This window comes from Streptomyces sp. NPDC002886 (assembly GCF_042888445.1).
Taxonomy (GTDB): domain Bacteria; phylum Actinomycetota; class Actinomycetes; order Streptomycetales; family Streptomycetaceae; genus Streptomyces.
In genome coordinates this window covers 1,208,033-1,223,498 of the sequence record NZ_JBIAPV010000001.1, presented here as the reverse complement: position 1 = coordinate 1,223,498, position 15,466 = coordinate 1,208,033, and the positions used below count along the sequence as shown (strand labels likewise).

Annotated in this window: 15 protein-coding genes; 10 read left to right on the top strand and 5 right to left on the bottom strand. The window is 72.3% G+C overall.

Features of this window, described 5'->3' with window-relative positions:
* Positions 1-67 precede the first annotated feature (67 nt).
* Positions 68-703, bottom strand: coding sequence for a response regulator transcription factor (locus ACFYYB_RS05540; RefSeq protein WP_327303522.1), 636 nt, complete (start codon positions 701-703; stop codon positions 68-70).
* On the bottom strand, positions 700-1,875 hold the full coding sequence (locus ACFYYB_RS05535) for a sensor histidine kinase (RefSeq protein ID WP_389433473.1): 1,176 nt from the start codon (positions 1,873-1,875) through the stop codon (positions 700-702). Before ACFYYB_RS05535 ends, ACFYYB_RS05540 begins: the two co-directional genes overlap by 4 nt.
* 170 nt (positions 1,876-2,045) lie before the next feature.
* Here ACFYYB_RS05535 and ACFYYB_RS05530 point away from each other — a divergent pair, with 170 nt between their 5' ends.
* Together ACFYYB_RS05530 and ACFYYB_RS05525 are read left to right on the top strand one after the other, a co-directional pair.
* A complete protein-coding gene (locus ACFYYB_RS05530) occupies positions 2,046-3,146 on the top strand; it encodes an ABC transporter permease (protein ID WP_389433325.1) in 1,101 nt (366 codons plus the stop codon).
* Positions 3,143-3,826 carry an ABC transporter ATP-binding protein gene (locus tag ACFYYB_RS05525; protein ID WP_389433324.1) on the top strand — a complete coding sequence of 228 codons (684 nt, stop codon included), beginning with the start codon at positions 3,143-3,145 and terminating at the stop codon, positions 3,824-3,826. Before ACFYYB_RS05530 ends, ACFYYB_RS05525 begins: the two co-directional genes overlap by 4 nt.
* Positions 3,827-3,893: 67 nt before the next feature.
* Here ACFYYB_RS05525 and ACFYYB_RS05520 read toward each other — a convergent pair whose 3' ends face one another.
* Positions 3,894-4,697: an IclR family transcriptional regulator gene (locus ACFYYB_RS05520; protein ID WP_250740510.1), complete on the bottom strand. Its 804-nt coding sequence runs from the start codon at positions 4,695-4,697 to the stop codon at positions 3,894-3,896.
* A gap of 337 nt (positions 4,698-5,034) precedes the next feature.
* Here ACFYYB_RS05520 and allB point away from each other — a divergent pair, with 337 nt between their 5' ends.
* The 3 genes from allB (at position 5,035) to ACFYYB_RS05505 (ending at position 8,182) form a co-directional block, all read left to right on the top strand.
* Positions 5,035-6,369: an allantoinase AllB gene (allB, locus tag ACFYYB_RS05515; RefSeq protein ID WP_389433472.1), complete on the top strand. Its 1,335-nt coding sequence runs from the start codon at positions 5,035-5,037 to the stop codon at positions 6,367-6,369.
* A 2-nt stretch (positions 6,370-6,371) separates the two neighbouring features.
* On the top strand, positions 6,372-7,490 hold the full coding sequence (gene alc, locus ACFYYB_RS05510) for an allantoicase (RefSeq protein ID WP_389433323.1): 1,119 nt from the start codon (positions 6,372-6,374) through the stop codon (positions 7,488-7,490).
* A gap of 224 nt (positions 7,491-7,714) precedes the next feature.
* Positions 7,715-8,182 (top strand): pyridoxamine 5'-phosphate oxidase family protein, encoded by a 468-nt coding sequence (locus ACFYYB_RS05505; protein WP_389433322.1) that lies wholly within the window; start codon positions 7,715-7,717, stop codon positions 8,180-8,182.
* A 104-nt stretch (positions 8,183-8,286) separates the two neighbouring features.
* Here ACFYYB_RS05505 and ACFYYB_RS05500 read toward each other — a convergent pair whose 3' ends face one another.
* On the bottom strand, positions 8,287-9,039 hold the full coding sequence (locus ACFYYB_RS05500; RefSeq protein WP_389433321.1) for an SDR family oxidoreductase: 753 nt from the start codon (positions 9,037-9,039) through the stop codon (positions 8,287-8,289).
* Between the two features lie 170 nt (positions 9,040-9,209).
* Here ACFYYB_RS05500 and ACFYYB_RS05495 point away from each other — a divergent pair, with 170 nt between their 5' ends.
* From ACFYYB_RS05495 to ACFYYB_RS05485, 3 genes are all read left to right on the top strand, one after another.
* Positions 9,210-9,824: a dihydrofolate reductase family protein gene (locus ACFYYB_RS05495; protein ID WP_327303513.1), complete on the top strand. Its 615-nt coding sequence runs from the start codon at positions 9,210-9,212 to the stop codon at positions 9,822-9,824.
* A gap of 179 nt (positions 9,825-10,003) precedes the next feature.
* Positions 10,004-10,918, top strand: coding sequence for a DMT family transporter (locus ACFYYB_RS05490; protein ID WP_327303512.1), 915 nt, complete (start codon positions 10,004-10,006; stop codon positions 10,916-10,918).
* A 54-nt stretch (positions 10,919-10,972) separates the two neighbouring features.
* Positions 10,973-12,157 carry a cytochrome P450 gene (locus ACFYYB_RS05485; protein ID WP_389433320.1) on the top strand — a complete coding sequence of 395 codons (1,185 nt, stop codon included), beginning with the start codon at positions 10,973-10,975 and terminating at the stop codon, positions 12,155-12,157.
* A 20-nt stretch (positions 12,158-12,177) separates the two neighbouring features.
* Here ACFYYB_RS05485 and ACFYYB_RS05480 read toward each other — a convergent pair whose 3' ends face one another.
* Positions 12,178-13,182 (bottom strand): Gfo/Idh/MocA family oxidoreductase, encoded by a 1,005-nt coding sequence (locus ACFYYB_RS05480; protein ID WP_389433319.1) that lies wholly within the window; start codon positions 13,180-13,182, stop codon positions 12,178-12,180.
* A 248-nt stretch (positions 13,183-13,430) separates the two neighbouring features.
* Between ACFYYB_RS05480 and ACFYYB_RS05475 the strand changes: the two genes are divergently transcribed.
* Positions 13,431-14,420 carry a sugar ABC transporter substrate-binding protein gene (locus tag ACFYYB_RS05475; protein ID WP_389433318.1) on the top strand — a complete coding sequence of 330 codons (990 nt, stop codon included), beginning with the start codon at positions 13,431-13,433 and terminating at the stop codon, positions 14,418-14,420.
* A complete protein-coding gene (locus ACFYYB_RS05470) occupies positions 14,417-15,466 on the top strand; it encodes an ABC transporter permease (RefSeq protein ID WP_389433317.1) in 1,050 nt (349 codons plus the stop codon). The genes ACFYYB_RS05475 and ACFYYB_RS05470 overlap by 4 nt, the downstream gene beginning before the upstream one ends.

The window sequence follows — 15,466 nt, the reverse complement described above, 5'->3', positions numbered from 1 at the left end:
GGCTCCGCCCCAGACCCCGGTCCTCAAGCGCCGGACGGCTGAAAGGACCAAACTCCGGCGGCAGCCCTCACGGTGTCCTGATCAGGCGGCGGGTCGCGGCCGCGGCTACTGCCGAGGTGCGGGAGTCGACGCCCAGTTTCGCGTAGATGTGGACCAGGTGGGATTTCACCGTGGCCTGGCTCAGGAAGAGCTGTTTGGAGATCTGCTGGTTCGACAGGCCGTCCGCGACCAGTTGGAGGACCTCCAGCTCGCGCTTGGTCAGGGCCTCGGCCGGGGTCCGCATGCGGTCCATCAGGCGCAGTGCCACCGCCGGGGCCAGCGCCGACTGGCCGGCCGCCGCGGTGCGGACCGCCGCCGCCAGTTCCTCCGGCGGGGCGTCCTTGAGGAGGTAGCCCGAAGCACCCGCCTCCACCGCCGCCAGGATGTCCGCGTCGGTGTCGTACGTGGTCAGGACCAGGACCCGGGGCGACGGGGACCCGGCCGTGATCAGGGCCGTGGCCGCCGAGCCGTGCATGCCGCCGCCGGGGCCGAACTGGAGGTCCATCAGGACCACGTCGACCCCGGCGGAGGCGGCCAGCTCTACCGCGCGTTCCGCCGTCGCCGCCTCCGCCACCACCTCGAAGTCCGGCTCGGTGTCCAGCACCGCGCGCAGCCCGGCCCGGACCACCGGGTGGTCGTCGGCGAGGAGCAGCCGGATGGTCATGACAGGGCCTCCGCGGGCAGGGGAAGGGTGACGGCCACGGCGGTGCCCTGGCCGGGGGCGGATTCGACCGTGAACAGGCCGCTGAGCGTCTCGGCGCGCGAGCGCATCGCGGGCAGTCCGAAGCCGCCCTCGCCGGAGGGCGCGGACGTGGGGTCGAAGCCCTTGCCGTCGTCGACGATGTCCAGGGTCACCGAGGAGTCCATGAAGGTCAGGGTGATCTCGGCGCGCCCGGCCCCCGCGTGCCGCACCACATTGGCCAGCGCGGACTGCGCGATCCGCAGCAGCGCGACCTCGTAGGGCGTGGGGAGGGGGCGCGGGGTGCCGCTCAGGGAGAAGCGGACCCGGGGGCCCGGCGCCCCCGAGCACAGTCGTTCCAGCGCGGCCGGCAGGGACCCGTGCTCCAGGTCCGGAGGCGTGAGGGCCCGTACGAAGCGACGCGCCTCGGCGAGGTTCTCCTGCGCGGCCTCCCGGGCCCGGCCGATGTGCGGAAGGGCCGCCGAGTCCTCGGGCAGACTGCGCTCCGCGGCCCGCAGGAGCAGCTGGATGGAGGACAGGCCCTGGGCGAGGGTGTCGTGGATCTCCCGGGCCAGGCGCTCCCGCTCCGCCAGGATCCCGGCGTCCCGTTCGGCCGCGGCCAGCTCGGCCCGGGTCGTGATGAGCTCCTCGATCAGCTCGCGGCGCCGCTCGCTCTCCCGGTACAGCGCCTGGTAGCCCAGTACGGTCGCCACCGCCACGGCGCCGCCCAGCAGCGGCCCGAGGAAGGCCCCCGGGGTCACGGCGCTGCTGTGCGCCAGGAAGCCCCCGATCGCCGCGGCCGCCGTCGCCGCGACGGCCGCCACGCCCCAGCGCAGCCGGAGCAGGTGCAGCTCCAGGAAGTACAGCGGGAAGGCGATCCACAGCCCGTCGGGGGAGACCACCAGCAGCGCGACCCAGGCGGCGCACAGTCCGGCCAGCCACACCGCCCCGGCGCGCGCCGAGCTGTGCACCACGGGGGTCCGTACGCCCGCGAGGTACACGGCGGCCAGGAGCGCGCAGGCCGCGACCACCCAGCCCGCGCGCGGCGCGGAGTCGGCGACGGCCCGCCCGGCGGCGAGGGCGAGCAGGCCGAACAGCAGGGCGTGCAGGCACAGCCGCAGGACGCGGGAGACCGGGGTGAGGGTGCGGGCGCCCACGGGTGCGGGCGCGGCGGGCGGGAGGGGAGCAGTCATGGCCTGACCAGCGTAAGTCCGGGTCCGGGCGCCCCGGTCAACCAAAGGATTGATGTCTGGGTGCGCCCTTCGATACGAGGATCTCTACTGTGGCGCGATGCCTTGTGTCCACGCGGAAGACCAAGGTGGGGAACATGTTCGTCGCATGGAGAGATCTACGGTTCGCGAAGGGCCGCTTCGCCCTGATGGGCTCGGTTGTCCTGCTGATCACGCTGCTGGTCGGCCTGTTGTCCGGGCTCACCGCGGGACTGGCCCGGGAGAACATCTCGGCCATCACCGGCCTGCCCGCCACCACGCGCCTCGCGTTCGCCGCGCCCACCGGGGACCAGAAGGTCTCCTTCACCAACTCCCAGGTGCCCGAGAAGGCCTGGCTGGCCTGGCGGGAGCAGCCCGGGGTGACCTCGGCGCAGCCGCTGGGCATCCGCACCACCAACGTGGTCTCGGGTGAGCGCACGGCGGGCGTGTCCGTCTTCGGCGTGGACCCGGCGGGCTCCCTCGCACCGCGGGGGAGCGGGCTCACCCAGGGGCAGGTGGTCCTCACCGAGAAGGCCGCCAAGGAGCTCGGCGGCCTGACCGCCGGATCCAAGCTCAGGATCGGCCAGGTCGAGATGACCGTGGCCGCCGTCTCCGGCACCGCCGCCTACAGCCACACCCCGGTCGTCTGGATGGACCTCAACGACTGGCAGCGCGTCGGGAACCCCGGCACCTCCATCGACACCCTGGCCACCGTGGTGGCCCTGGACGGCAAGTACGGCAAGGGAGGGGTCGACTGGGCGGCCGGCGGCAAGGCCACCGCCACCAAGGCGCAGACCGTCGACGAGGCCCTGAGCGCGATCGGCTCCTACACCTCCGAGAACGGCTCGCTCCAGCTGATGCGCGGGTTCCTCTTCGCCATCTCGGCCCTCGTCATAGGAGCCTTCTTCACGGTGTGGACCATCCAGCGCAGCGGGGACATCGCCGTACTGAAGGCGCTGGGCGCCTCCACCCCGTACCTGCTCAAGGACGCCCTCGGGCAGGCCGTGGTGATGCTGGCGCTCGGCACCGGTGCGGGCACCGCGCTCGCGGCCGGCTTCGGAGCCCTGATCAGCGGCGGTGACGTGCCCTTCGTGCTCGACGCCGCCACCGTGCTGGTCCCGGCCGCCGTCATGATCGCGCTCGGCGCGCTGGGCGCCGCCCTGTCCATCCGGCGGATCACCGCCGTAGACCCCCTGACCGCTCTCGGGAGCGCCCGATGACCCTGCTCGTGCACGACGTGACCCTCACCTACCCGGACGGCGACGGCCGCCTCACGGCGCTGGACGCGGTCGGTCTGGAGGTGCCCGCCGGCACCCTGACGGCGGTGGTCGGCCCGTCCGGTTCCGGGAAGTCCAGCCTGCTGGCGGTCGCCGCCACCCTGGTCACGCCCGACAGTGGCCGGGTGGTCGTGGCGGGGCAGGACATCTCGGAGCTCGGCCCGGGGGAGAAGGCGACGCTGCGCCGGGAGAAGATCGGCATCGTCTTCCAGCAGCCGAACCTGCTGGCCTCGCTCACCGCCGCCGAACAGCTCCAGGTCATGGCCCACCTCTCGGGCCGTCCCGCGCGGGCCGTACGGGGGAGGGCCCTGGAGCTGCTGGACGCGGTGGGGCTGGCCGACAAGGCCGACAAGCGGCCGCACGAGCTCTCCGGGGGGCAGCGCCAGCGGATCAACATCGCCCGCGCCCTGATGAACGAGCCGGCCGTGCTCCTGGTCGACGAGCCCACCAGCGCTCTCGACCACGAGCGCGGCGCCGCGATCCTGGACCTGCTGGTCACCCTCACCCGGGAGCGCTCCACCGCCACCGTGCTGGTCACCCACGACCACGCCCACCTGGAGCGCATGGACCGCACCACGACGATGACCGACGGCCGCCTCACCGAGGTGGTCCCGGCCGCGTAGGGCGTACGGGAAAGGCCCCGGACCCCCCTCGAAGGGGGCCGGGGCCTTTCCCGTACGGGCGGCTCGTCTACGCCGGGTTCTGGCTCTGCAGGGCCACCGACAGCTCGGCCGCGACACCCTGGAGGATCGGCACGAAGGACTCGGCCACCGCCTCGGTCACCCGGCCGGCCGGGCCGGAGATGGAGATCGCGGCGGCGGTCGGCGAGTTCGGCACGGAGACCGCCAGGCAGCGAACTCCTATCTCCTGCTCGTTGTCGTCGACCGCGTAGCCCACCCGCCGGACGACCTCCAGGGCGTCCAGGAAGCCCTCGGGGGTGGTGATGGTCTTCTCGGTCGCGGCCGGCATCCCGGTGCGCGAGAGCAGGGCCCGTACCTCGTCCGCGGGGGTGTAGGCGAGCAGCGCCTTGCCCACGCCGGTGGAGTGCGGCAGCACCCGGCGGCCGACCTCGGTGAACATGCGCATCGAGTGCTTGGACGGCACCTGGGCGACGTAGACGATCTCGTCCCCGTCGAGCAGGGCCATGTTCGCGGTCTCGCCGGTCTCCTCCACGAGGCGCGCCAGGTAGGGGCGGGCCCAGGTGCCCAGCAGTCGCGACGCGGACTCGCCGAGGCGGATCAGCCGGGGTCCGAGGGAGTACCGTCGGTTGGGCTGCTGCCGGACGTAGCCGCACGCCACGAGGGTGCGCATGAGGCGATGGATGGTGGGCAGCGGCAGACCGCTGGCGGCGGAGAGCTCACTGAGGCCGACCTCGCCGCCGGCATCGGCCATGCGTTCGAGAAGATCGAAGGCGCGCTCGAGGGACTGGACGCCACCGCTGGCGGCGGTGGGCTTGGTGGAGGCGTCGGTGGTGCTGGCGCTGGACGTCGGCACGGGCGCGGTCCTTTCGGTGCTGGCAGGCAAGCAAGCAGCCTACCGGTCGGTCTGCGTCGGCCCTAGAGCCGGGGCAATGCCGTCCTCGCCGGTCAGAGGTGGTTTGTCCTGGTGGCGGAGGTCCCCGGGAAGTTACCGGTCCGGTTCCTGGTGGTGGTAGCTACATTCTGCATAGCGAAATCTTAATTCCATCCTGTGGAAACCTCCAATTGCGGTACGCCGACGTCAGTGGTCCGTCCGGGCGCTCTTGACTGGTTCCGCATCGACGTGAAGACTCCTTCAACAGAACGTTGAATTTCGCTCTGTGGAAGTAGATGGGGAGGTTCCGGTGTCCGATCTGGCTGTGGAACTGGTACTGCGCTCGACGCGCGTCATCACCCCCGAGGGGACGCGTGCCGCTTCGGTGGCCGTCGCCGGCGGGAAGATCGCGGCCGTGCTGCCGTACGAGGCCGACGTACCGGCCGGTGCCCGGCTGGAGGACCTCGGCGACGACGTGCTCCTCCCCGGCCTGGTCGACACCCACGTCCACGTGAACGACCCCGGTCGTACCGAGTGGGAAGGCTTCTGGACGGCCACCCGCGCCGCCGCGGCCGGTGGCATCACCACCATCCTCGACATGCCGCTCAACTCGCTGCCGCCGACCACGACGACCGCCAACCTGGTGGTCAAGCAGGACGTGGCCCGGGCCAAGGCGCACGTGGACGTCGGCTTCTGGGGCGGTGCGCTGCCGGACAACGTCAAGGACCTGCGCCCGCTGCACGACGCCGGAGTCTTCGGCTTCAAGTGCTTCCTGTCGCCCTCCGGCGTCGACGAGTTCCCGCTCCTCGACCAAGAGCAGCTGGCCGCCTCGCTCGCCGAGATCACCGGCTTCGGCGGTCTGCTGATCGTGCACGCCGAGGACCCGCACCACCTGGAGTCCGCGCCGCAGAACGCGGGCCCCAAGTACGCCGACTTCCTGGCCTCCCGCCCCCAGGACGCCGAGAACACCGCGATCCAGAACCTGATCGACCAGGCGAAGCGACTGAACGCGCGCGTCCACGTCCTGCACCTGTCCTCCGCCTCCGCGCTGCCGCTGATCGCCGCGGCCAAGGCCGAGGGCGTGCGGATCACCGTCGAGTCCTGCCCGCACTTCCTCACCCTGACGGCCGAGGAAGTCCCGGACGGCGCCACCGAGTTCAAGTGCTGCCCGCCCATCCGCGAGTCCGCGAACCAGGACGTCCTGTGGGACGCGCTCGCCGACGGCACGATCGACTGCATCGTCTCCGACCACTCGCCCTCCACCGCGGACCTCAAGACCGCCGACTTCGCCACCGCGTGGGGCGGCATCTCCTCCCTCCAGCTGGGCCTTCCGGCCATCTGGACCGAGGCGAAGAAGCGCGGCCGCACCCTCGAGGACGTCGTCCGCTGGATGTCCGCCGCCCCGGCCGCACTCGCCGGTCTGGCGAGCAAGGGCGCGATCGAGGCCGGCCGCGACGCCGACTTCGCCGTCCTGGCCCCCGAAGAGACCTTCACCGTGGACCCGGCCCACCTGCACCACCGCAACCAGGTCACGGCGTACGCGGGCAAGACCCTGCACGGCGTCGTGAAGTCCACCTGGCTGCGCGGAGCGCAGATCGCCGACCACGGCACCCCGTCCGAGCCCACCGGCCGACTCCTTGAAAGGCAGAACTGACAGTGGCGATTGAATCCTTCACCGGCAACGCGAACCCGTACGGAGGCGGCGACCCGTACGCGGACTACCGCAGCGCGGACTTCCCGTTCACCCAGTACGCGAACCTCGCCGCCCGTGAGCTCGGCGCCGGTGTCATCGAGGCCAACGACGAGTTCTTCGCCCAGCGCGAGAACCTGCTGATCTCCGAGGCCGCGCACTTCGACCCCGAGGACTTCGGCCACAAGGGCAAGGTCATGGACGGCTGGGAGACCCGCCGCCGCCGCGGCATCTCCGCCACCCAGCCCTGGCCGACCCCCGAGGACCACGACTGGGCGCTCGTCCGCCTGGGCGCCCCCGGCGTCATCCGCGGCATCGTCGTGGACACCGCCCACTTCCGCGGCAACATGCCGCAGGCCGTCTCCGTAGAGGCCACCAACTGGGAGGGCGCCCTCGCGCCGACCCCGGCGGAGCTCCAGGGCGACGACATCAAGTGGACGACCATCGTCGCCCGCACCCCGGTCGGCGGCCACGCGGCCAACGGCTTCGAGATCGACGTGGAGCAGCGCTTCACGCACCTGCGCGTCAACCAGCACCCCGACGGCGGCATCGCCCGCCTGCGCGTCTACGGCGAGGTCGTCCCCGACCCCAAGTGGCTCGCGGCGCTCGGCTCCTTCGACGTGGTGGCCCTGGAGAACGGCGGCTCCGTCCAGGACGCCTCCAACCGCTTCTACTCCCCGCCGACCAACACCATCAACCCGGGCCGCTCCCGCAAGATGGACGACGGCTGGGAGACCGCCCGTCGCCGTGACAACGGCAACGACTGGATCCGCTACCAGCTCGTCGCCGAGTCCGAGATCCGCGCCGTCGAGATCGACACCGCGTACCTCAAGGGCAACTCGGCCGGCTGGGCCTCGCTGTCGATCAAGACGGGCGAGGAGGGCGAGTGGGCCGAGTTCCTGCCGCGCACCCGCCTGCAGCCCGACACCAACCACCGCTTCGTGCTCGACGCCCCGGCGGTCGGCACGCACGTGCGCATCGACATCTTCCCGGACGGCGGCTTCTCCCGCCTGCGCCTCTTCGGCGCGCTGACGGAGGCCGGCACCGCCGCGCACACCGCCCGTCACCAGGAGCTGGGCGGCTGACGCCACCCTCGTGACCGCCCCGGGGGCCGACACCCCCGGGGCATGCGCGAACACCCCGCAGGGGCGCGCCGTTTCGACGGCGCGCCCCTGCGGCGTTCGTGTGCGCGCGGAGTTCGCGCCCCCAAGAACCTTGTGCACACGCGCTGTTGCCCCCGCGGGGCGTACGGACCGCCGGGCCCGCTAGCCTGCCGCTACAGCCGACGGCGGACACCCGGGGGGCCACGATGACGCAGAGCACGCCGCAGAGCACGCCACGTACGACGGAGCAGCGGCGCAAGGACGCGCTGGCCCGGTTCGAGAGCGACATCGACGTCTGGGTCGCCACCGCCGACGCCGCGGGCGTCGCCTGCCTCGTGCCCCTCTCCTTCCGGTGGGACGGCGAGAGCTTCCTGATGTCGACCGGGCGCACCCTGCCCACCGGACGCAACCTCGCGGCGAGCGGCCGCGTACGGCTGGCCTTCGGCGCGACCCGCGACGTGGTCCTCGTGGAGGGCGCCGTGACCCGGCTGGAGGCGGCGGAGCTGGCGCCCGGCGAGATCGAGGCCTTCGCGGCGCACTCCGGCTTCGACCCGAGCAGCCTGAAGACGCCCTACCCGTACTTCCGGGTCACGCCCGTGTGGATCCAGGCCTGGCGCGAGGTGGACGAGATCGCCGGACGCGACCTGATGAAGGACGGCCGCTGGCTGCCCTGACGGCCCTGGCTGCCTTGGCGGCCCTGTCCGGTTTACGACCGGCCGGCGGGGACGGCTTGCAACCGGCCGGCGGCGACGGCCCACGACCGGCCGGCGGCGACGGCCTACGCCGCGTGGCCGCCGTCCACCGAGAACTCGGCGCCTGTGACGTACGCGGAGTCCGGGCCCGCCAGGAAGGACACCATGGCGGCCACCTCCTCCGGCGTGGCGAAGCGGCCCAGGGCCGTCATGGCCGACTGTGAGGCGGCGTAGGGGCCGTCCGCCGGGTTCATGTCGGTGTCCACCGGGCCCGGGTGGACCAGGTTGGCGGTGATCCCGCGCTCGCCGAGCTCCCGCGAGAGGGCCTTGGTGAGCCCGGTCAGCGCCGCCTTGCTCATCGCGTACAGGGTGCCGCCGGGCCCCGGCACGCGCTGGGTCATGCAGCTGCCGATGGTGATGATCCGCCCGCCGCGGTCCAGGCGCCCGGCCGCCGCCTGGGAGGCCAGGAAGGCACCCCGTACGTTGACCGAGAGGACCCGGTCCACGTCCGCGAGGGTGAGCCCCTCCAGCGGTCCGAGCACGCCCGCGCCGGCGTTGTTCACCAGGACGTCGAGCCGGCCCAGGCCCCGTACCGTCTCCTCGACCACTCCGGCGGCCCGCTCCGCGTCCCCCGAGTCGGCGCGCAGCGCCAGGCCGCGCCGCCCGAGCGCCTCGATCTTGCCGACCACCTCGGCCGCCGCGACCCTGTCGTTGACGTAGGTGATCGCGACGTCGGCCCCGTCCCGCGCCAGCCGCAGCGCGGTCGCCGCGCCGATTCCCCTGCTGCCACCGGTCACCAGGGCCACTGCGTTGCCGTTGTCGCCGCCATTGCCGTTCATGGGGTTCCTCCCGTGTCGATTGGTTGCGAGTTCAATGAAATCGCCCGGGGATCAAAGGCGCTGGCGGGAAACGGACATCGCGTTCGCGCGCGCCGGAGCGGTGAGTTCCGGGCGGCCCGGGAGTCTGAACCCGTGACAGTGGACGTACCGGAGCCAAGGAGCGCAGTGCCATGGGAAAGCTGACCCTCACCACCTTCCTGACCCTCGACGGCGTGATGCAGGCCCCGGGGGGCCCGGAGGAGGACCCCAGCGGCGGGTTCGCGTACGGCGGGTGGCTCGTGCCCTTCGCCGACGAGGGCATGGGGGAGTTCATCACCGAGGTCTTCGACCGGGCCGGGGCCTTCCTCCTCGGGCGCCGGACCTACGAGATCTTCGCCGCGTACTGGCCGCAGCACGACGACCCCGCCGACCCGGTCGCGAGCAGGCTGAACGGGCTGCCCAAGTACGTGGCTTCGACCACGCTCAAGGAGCCCGCCTGGGGCCCCGCCACCGCGATCGACGGGGAGCAGCTGCAGAGCGAGGTCGTACGGATCAAGGACGCGACCGAGGGGGAGGTGCAGGTGCACGGCAGCGGCGCGCTCGCGCGGTGGCTGCTGGCGCGGGACCTGGTGGACGAGCTGAACCTGCTGGTCTTCCCCGTCTTCCTGGGCGGCGGACGCCGGCTGTTCCCGACGGGCGGGCTGCCGACGGCCTTCGAGCTGACGGGCTCCCGCACCACCTCGGCCGGCACGGCCATCCACAGCTACCGGCCGAAGGGGCGCGCCGCGTTCGGCACCTTCGAGTGACGCCGGGGCTCAGGCCGGGGTTCCGGCCGGGGTTCAAGCCGAGGTTCAGGCCGGTGTTGAAGTCAGGGGCCAAACCGGGGATCAAAGGGCTCGACCGGCCGATCATGCTCGGGTAGCTTGGGCGCTTCCCCCGTGCGAGCCGCCGTAGTCTCCACCTGCCTTCTGCCGTTGGAGAACCGGTGTCCACTCTCGCCGCCCCCGCTCCCGTCGCCGCCCCCCGCCGGGCCTGGCTCGCCGATCTGCCGGTCCTGCTGGTCGCCGTCGTCTGGGGCGGCAGCTACCTCGCCGCCAAGGGCGTCACCACCACGCACACCGTGATCGCGGTGCTCGTCCTGCGCTTCGCGCTGGTCCTGCCCGTCCTCGCCCTCGCCGGCCGGCGCAAGCTGCGCGCGCTGACCCCCGCCCAGCTGCGCGGCGCCGGCGTACTGGGACTCGTACTCGGCGGGATCTTCCTGCTGGAGACCTACGGGGTCGTCCACACCTCGGCCACCAACGCCGGGCTCATCATCAGCCTGACCATGATCTTCACCCCGCTCGCCGAGTCGGCCGTCCGGCGCGAAGCCCCCTCGCCCGCCTTCCTCGGCGCCGCGGCCGTCTCCGTCTGCGGAGTCGTGCTCCTCACCCAGGGGGCGGGCTTCACCACCCCGAGCACGGGCGACCTCCTCATCCTCGGCGCCGCGCTCGCGCGCACGGCGCACGTCCTGCTCATGGCCCGGATCAAGGCCGTGCAGGAAGCCGACTCGCTCTCCCTGACCACCGTCCAGCTCGGGACGGCGGTCGCCGTGTTCGCCGTACTGGCCCTGCTGCCCGGAACCGGCGCGAGCCCCTGGGCGGCCGCCGCCGACTTCGGCCCGGCCGAGTGGGCCGGACTCGCCTTCCTCTCCGTCTTCTGCACCCTGTTCGCCTTCTTCGTGCAGATGTGGGCCGTCCGCCGCACCTCCCCCTCCCGCGTCAGCCTGCTCCTCGGCACGGAACCCCTGTGGGCCGCCGCGGCGGGCATCGCGCTGGGCGGCGAACGGCTCGGCGCGGCCGGGTTCGCCGGGGTCGCGCTCGTACTCGCGGGTACCGCCTGGGGGCGGCGCGCGGCTGGCTGAACGAATGGCCGAAAGCCGCTCCGGATATGTCAACTCCCGTTCTAGGGTGGCGACATGCCGGTTCTGGACCTCAGTTCGATTGCCGAAGACTTCAACGAGAACCCCTACCCCCACTACGCGCGCCTGCGCGCGGAAGGGCCGCTCCACCGAGTGAAGGCGGCGGACGGTCAGGAGGTCTGGCTGATCGTCGGGCACCAGGAGGCCCGCCAGGCCCTCACGCACCCGGCGGTGTCCAAGAACTGGCTGACCTCCGGGATCTACACCGACCGGGAGCGGACCGAGGCCAGCGCCAACATGATGCGCGCCGACCCGCCCGACCACACCCGGCTGCGCCGACTGGTCTCCCGCTCCTTCGCCCCGGGCCGGATCGAGGGGCTGCGCCCGCGCATCCAGGAGATCGTCGACGGACTGCTCGACGCGATGGAGGCCCTCCCCGAGCGCCGGGCCGACCTGATCGAGGCCTTCGCGCAGCCGCTCCCCATGACCGTGATCTGCGAGCTCCTCGGGGTTCCCGAGGCGGACCGCGGCGCCTTCCACGGCTGGATCACCGAGATGGTCTCGCCCACCGGGGTGGAGTCGGAGAACGCGGCCGTGCGCGCCATGACCGCCTACACGGCCGAGCTCGTCGACGCCAGGATCGCCGATCCGGGCGAGGACCTGCTCAGCGACTGGGTGACCAGCCGGGGCGACGGGGGCGACCGGCTCTCGCGGCGGGAGCTGGTCGCCATGGCCGTCCTGATGATGGTCGGCGGGCACGAGACCACCGTGCACCTGGTCTCCAACGGGATGCGGGCGCTGCTGACCCACCCCGACGAGCTCGCCGCCCTGCGCGCCGACCCCGCCGGCCTGATCGACGGCGCCGTCGAGGAGATCCTGCGCTACGACGGCCCGGTCGAGACGGCCACGTTCCGCTTCGCCGGCACGGACCTGGAGATTGGCGACACCTTCATCGAGGCGGGCTCCGCCATCCTGGTCTGCCTCGCCGCGGCGGACCGGGACCCCGCCCGCTTCGACCGTCCCGACACCTTCGACATCCGCCGGCCCGGCCGTGGCGGGCACATCGCCTTCGGCCACGGCATCCACCACTGCGTCGCCGCCCCGCTCGGCCGGCTGGAGGGCCGGATCGCGATCCGGTCCCTGGTGGAGCGCTTCCCGGACCTCCGGGAGGAGCCGGCCGTCCTCGAATGGGCGCCCGGGACCCTGGTCCGGGGGACCACACGCCACCCGGTGCGCTGGTAGCGGCCGTGCGGGGGCCGGCCTCAGAGATCAGCGAGCTCCTCCAGCGCCACCGCGCGCCGCTCCCGCCGCGAGAGCTCGCACGCCTCCGCCACCCGGAAGGCGGCGAGCGCCTCGACCCCGTCGCAGGGATTGGGCCCATCGCCCCGCACCAGCCGGACGAAGGCCGCCAGCTCGGCCTCGTAGGCGGGAGCGAAGCGTTCCAGGAACCCCGGCCACGGCTTGGTGGCCGGGGGCGGGCCCTGGGGTTCGGTCGAAGCGATCGGCGTACGGTCGTCCAGCCCCGTGGAGACCTGGTCCAGCTCCCCGGCCAGCTCCATCCGTACGTCGTACCCGGCGCCGTTGCACCGCGTACCGGTGCTGGAGACCAGCGTCCCGTCGTCCAGGGTGAGGACGGCGGCGACGGTGTCGACGTCCCCGGCCTCCCGGAACCGCGCCGGCCCCGCGTCCGACCCGGTCGCGTACACCTCGCGCACCTCGTGCCCGGTCACCCAGCGGACCATGTCGAAGTCGTGCACCAGGCAGTCCCGGTACAGCCCGCCCGAGGTCCGCAGGTACGCGGCGTCCGGCGGCGAGGGATCCGCCGTCGTGGTCCGTACGGTGTGCAGCCGGCCCAGGGCCCCGGAGCGGACCAAGTCGCGCGCCGTCGTGTAGCCCGCGTCGAAGCGGCGCATGAAGCCGAGCTGGAGCACCCCGCCGACCGCCGCCACCTCGCGCAGCACCGCCAGGGTGCGGTTCAGGTCCGGGGCGAGCGGCTTCTCGCAGAACACCGGCAGCCCGCCGCGGACGGCCCGTACGACCAGGTCCGCGTGCCCCTCCGTGGCGCAGGCGATCACCACCGCGTCCACGCCCCAGGTGAAGATCTGCTCGACGGTGGGCGCGGCGGTGGCTCCCAGCCGGTCGGCGAGGCGGACCGCCCGCGCGGGGTCGGCGTCGGCGAGCAGCAGCGAGCTCGCGTCCGCCTGCCGGGCCAGTGCCGCCGCGTGGAAGGAACCGATCCGGCCCGTTCCGATGAGCCCGATGCGCATGCACTCAACCTGACCCCGTCCGGGGGAGCTGTCAATCTGTCCCGCTGTGTCCGGCACGGTCCGCAATGGCCCCGATGACCTTGCATGGTGCACTGTGACGGATACTGGGCGGCTGCGGCTTGAAACATATGACCGTTTTGACGACCGGGTACCGCGGCGGGACAGCGCTCGCGGAGCGGCCCGGCAAACGACCCGACAAGCGAAAGGCACGGGCAGACGTGGCTAGGGTTCGGACAGGGGTACGCCTCGTGGGCGCGGTGCTCGCGGCGGTACTGGGTGCCTCCCTCGTGGGCTGCAGCAGTACGGGCGGCAAGCGCGCCGAGGACCGCGCGAAGGCCGAGGCGGCGGGCCGGCCCGCCGTCTCCACCCCGCGCTGGACCTTCGCGATGGTCACCCACGCGGGCGACGGCGACACCTTCTGGGACATCGTGCAGAAGGGGGCCAAGGAGGCCGCGGCGAAGGACAACATCAACTTCGTCTACGCCCACGACGACCAGGCACAGCAGCAGGCCCAGTTCGTCCAGAACGCCATCGACCAGAAGGTCGACGGGCTGATCGTCTCCCTGGCCAAGCCGGAGGCCCTCAAGGACGTCCTCGCCAAGGCCGTCAAGGCCGGCATCCCGGTGATCACGGTCAACTCCGGATCCGCCCAGTCCGCCGAGTACGGGGCGCTCACCCACATCGGCCAGGACGAGGTGATCGCCGGCGAGGCGGTCGGCACCGAGCTGGGCAAGCGCGGCCGCAAGAAGGCCGTCTGCGTCCTGCACGAGCAGGGCAACGTGGGCCACGAGCAGCGCTGCGCCGGAGCGAAGAAGACCTTCGCCGAGTCCGGCGGGACCCTGGAGAACCTGTACGTCGAGGGCACCAACATGCCGTCCGTCCAGGCGGCCCTGCAGGCCAAGCTCCAGGCCGACCCCTCCGTCGACGCGATCGTCACCCTCGGCGCGCCCTTCGCCCCCACGGCCGTGAAGGCCAAGGAGGCGGCGGGCAGCAAGGCGGAGGTGGACACCTTCGACCTGAACGCCTCGGTGGCCCGCGACCTGAAGTCCGGCGCCCTCGGATTCGCCGTCGACCAGCAGCCCTACCTCCAGGGCTACGAGGCCGTCGACCTGCTCTGGCTCTACCGCTACAACGCCGACGTGCTCGGCGGCGGCCTGCCGGTGCTCACCGGGCCGCAGATCGTCACGGGGGCCGAGGCCGCCACGCTGGAGAAGTTCATCAACCGGGGCAGCCGATGAGCACCGCCACCAAGGCCCCGGCCCCTGCCCCGCGCGACGAGCGGCTCGCGCCCACCTCGCTGCTGCGCCGCCTGCTGGGCCGGCCCGAGCTCGGCGCGGTGGTCGGCGCGGTGGCCGTCTTCGTGTTCTTCTCCTTCGCGGCCGACAGCTTCCTGCGGGCCTCCAGCCTGAGCACGATCCTGTACTCGGCCTCCACCATCGGCATCATGGCCGTCCCGGTGGCCCTGCTCATGATCGGCGGAGAGTTCGACCTGTCCGCCGGGGTCATGGTCACCTCCTCGGCGCTGCTCAGCTCGATGTTCAGCTACCAGATGACCGCCAACGTCTGGGTGGGCGTCCTCGTGTCGCTGCTGGTCACCCTGGGGATCGGGTTCTTCAACGGGTTCATGCTGACCCGCACGAAACTGCCCAGCTTCATCATCACGCTGGGCACCTTCCTGATGCTGACCGGCCTGAACCTCGGCTTCACCAAGCTGATCAGCGGCTCCGTCTCCACCAAGACCATCGCCGACATGGAGGGCTTCTCCTCCGCCCGCGCGCTCTTCGCCTCGCAGTGGACCTTCGGCTCGGTCACCCTCAAGGTCACCATCCTGTGGTGGCTGGTGCTGGTCGCGGTGGCCACCTGGATCCTGCTGCGCACCCGCGCCGGGAACTGGATCTTCGCCGTCGGCGGCGGCGCGGACGCGGCCCGCGCGACCGGGGTACCCGTCGTGAAGACCCGTATCGGGCTGTACATGGGCGTCGCCCTGTGCGCCTGGATCTCCGGGCAGCACATCCTCTTCTCGTTCGACGTGGTCCAGTCGGGCGAGGGAGTAGGCAACGAGTTCCTCTACATCATCGCGGCCGTCATCGGCGGCTGTCTGATGACCGGCGGCTACGGCTCGGCCATCGGCTCCGCCGTGGGCGCCTTCATCTTCGGCATGACCAGCAACGGCATCGTGTACGCGCAGTGGAACCCGGACTGGTTCAAGTTCTTCCTGGGCGCGATGCTGCTGCTGGCCACACTGCTCAACGCATGGGTCCGCAAGCGGGCGGAGGCGAAGTGA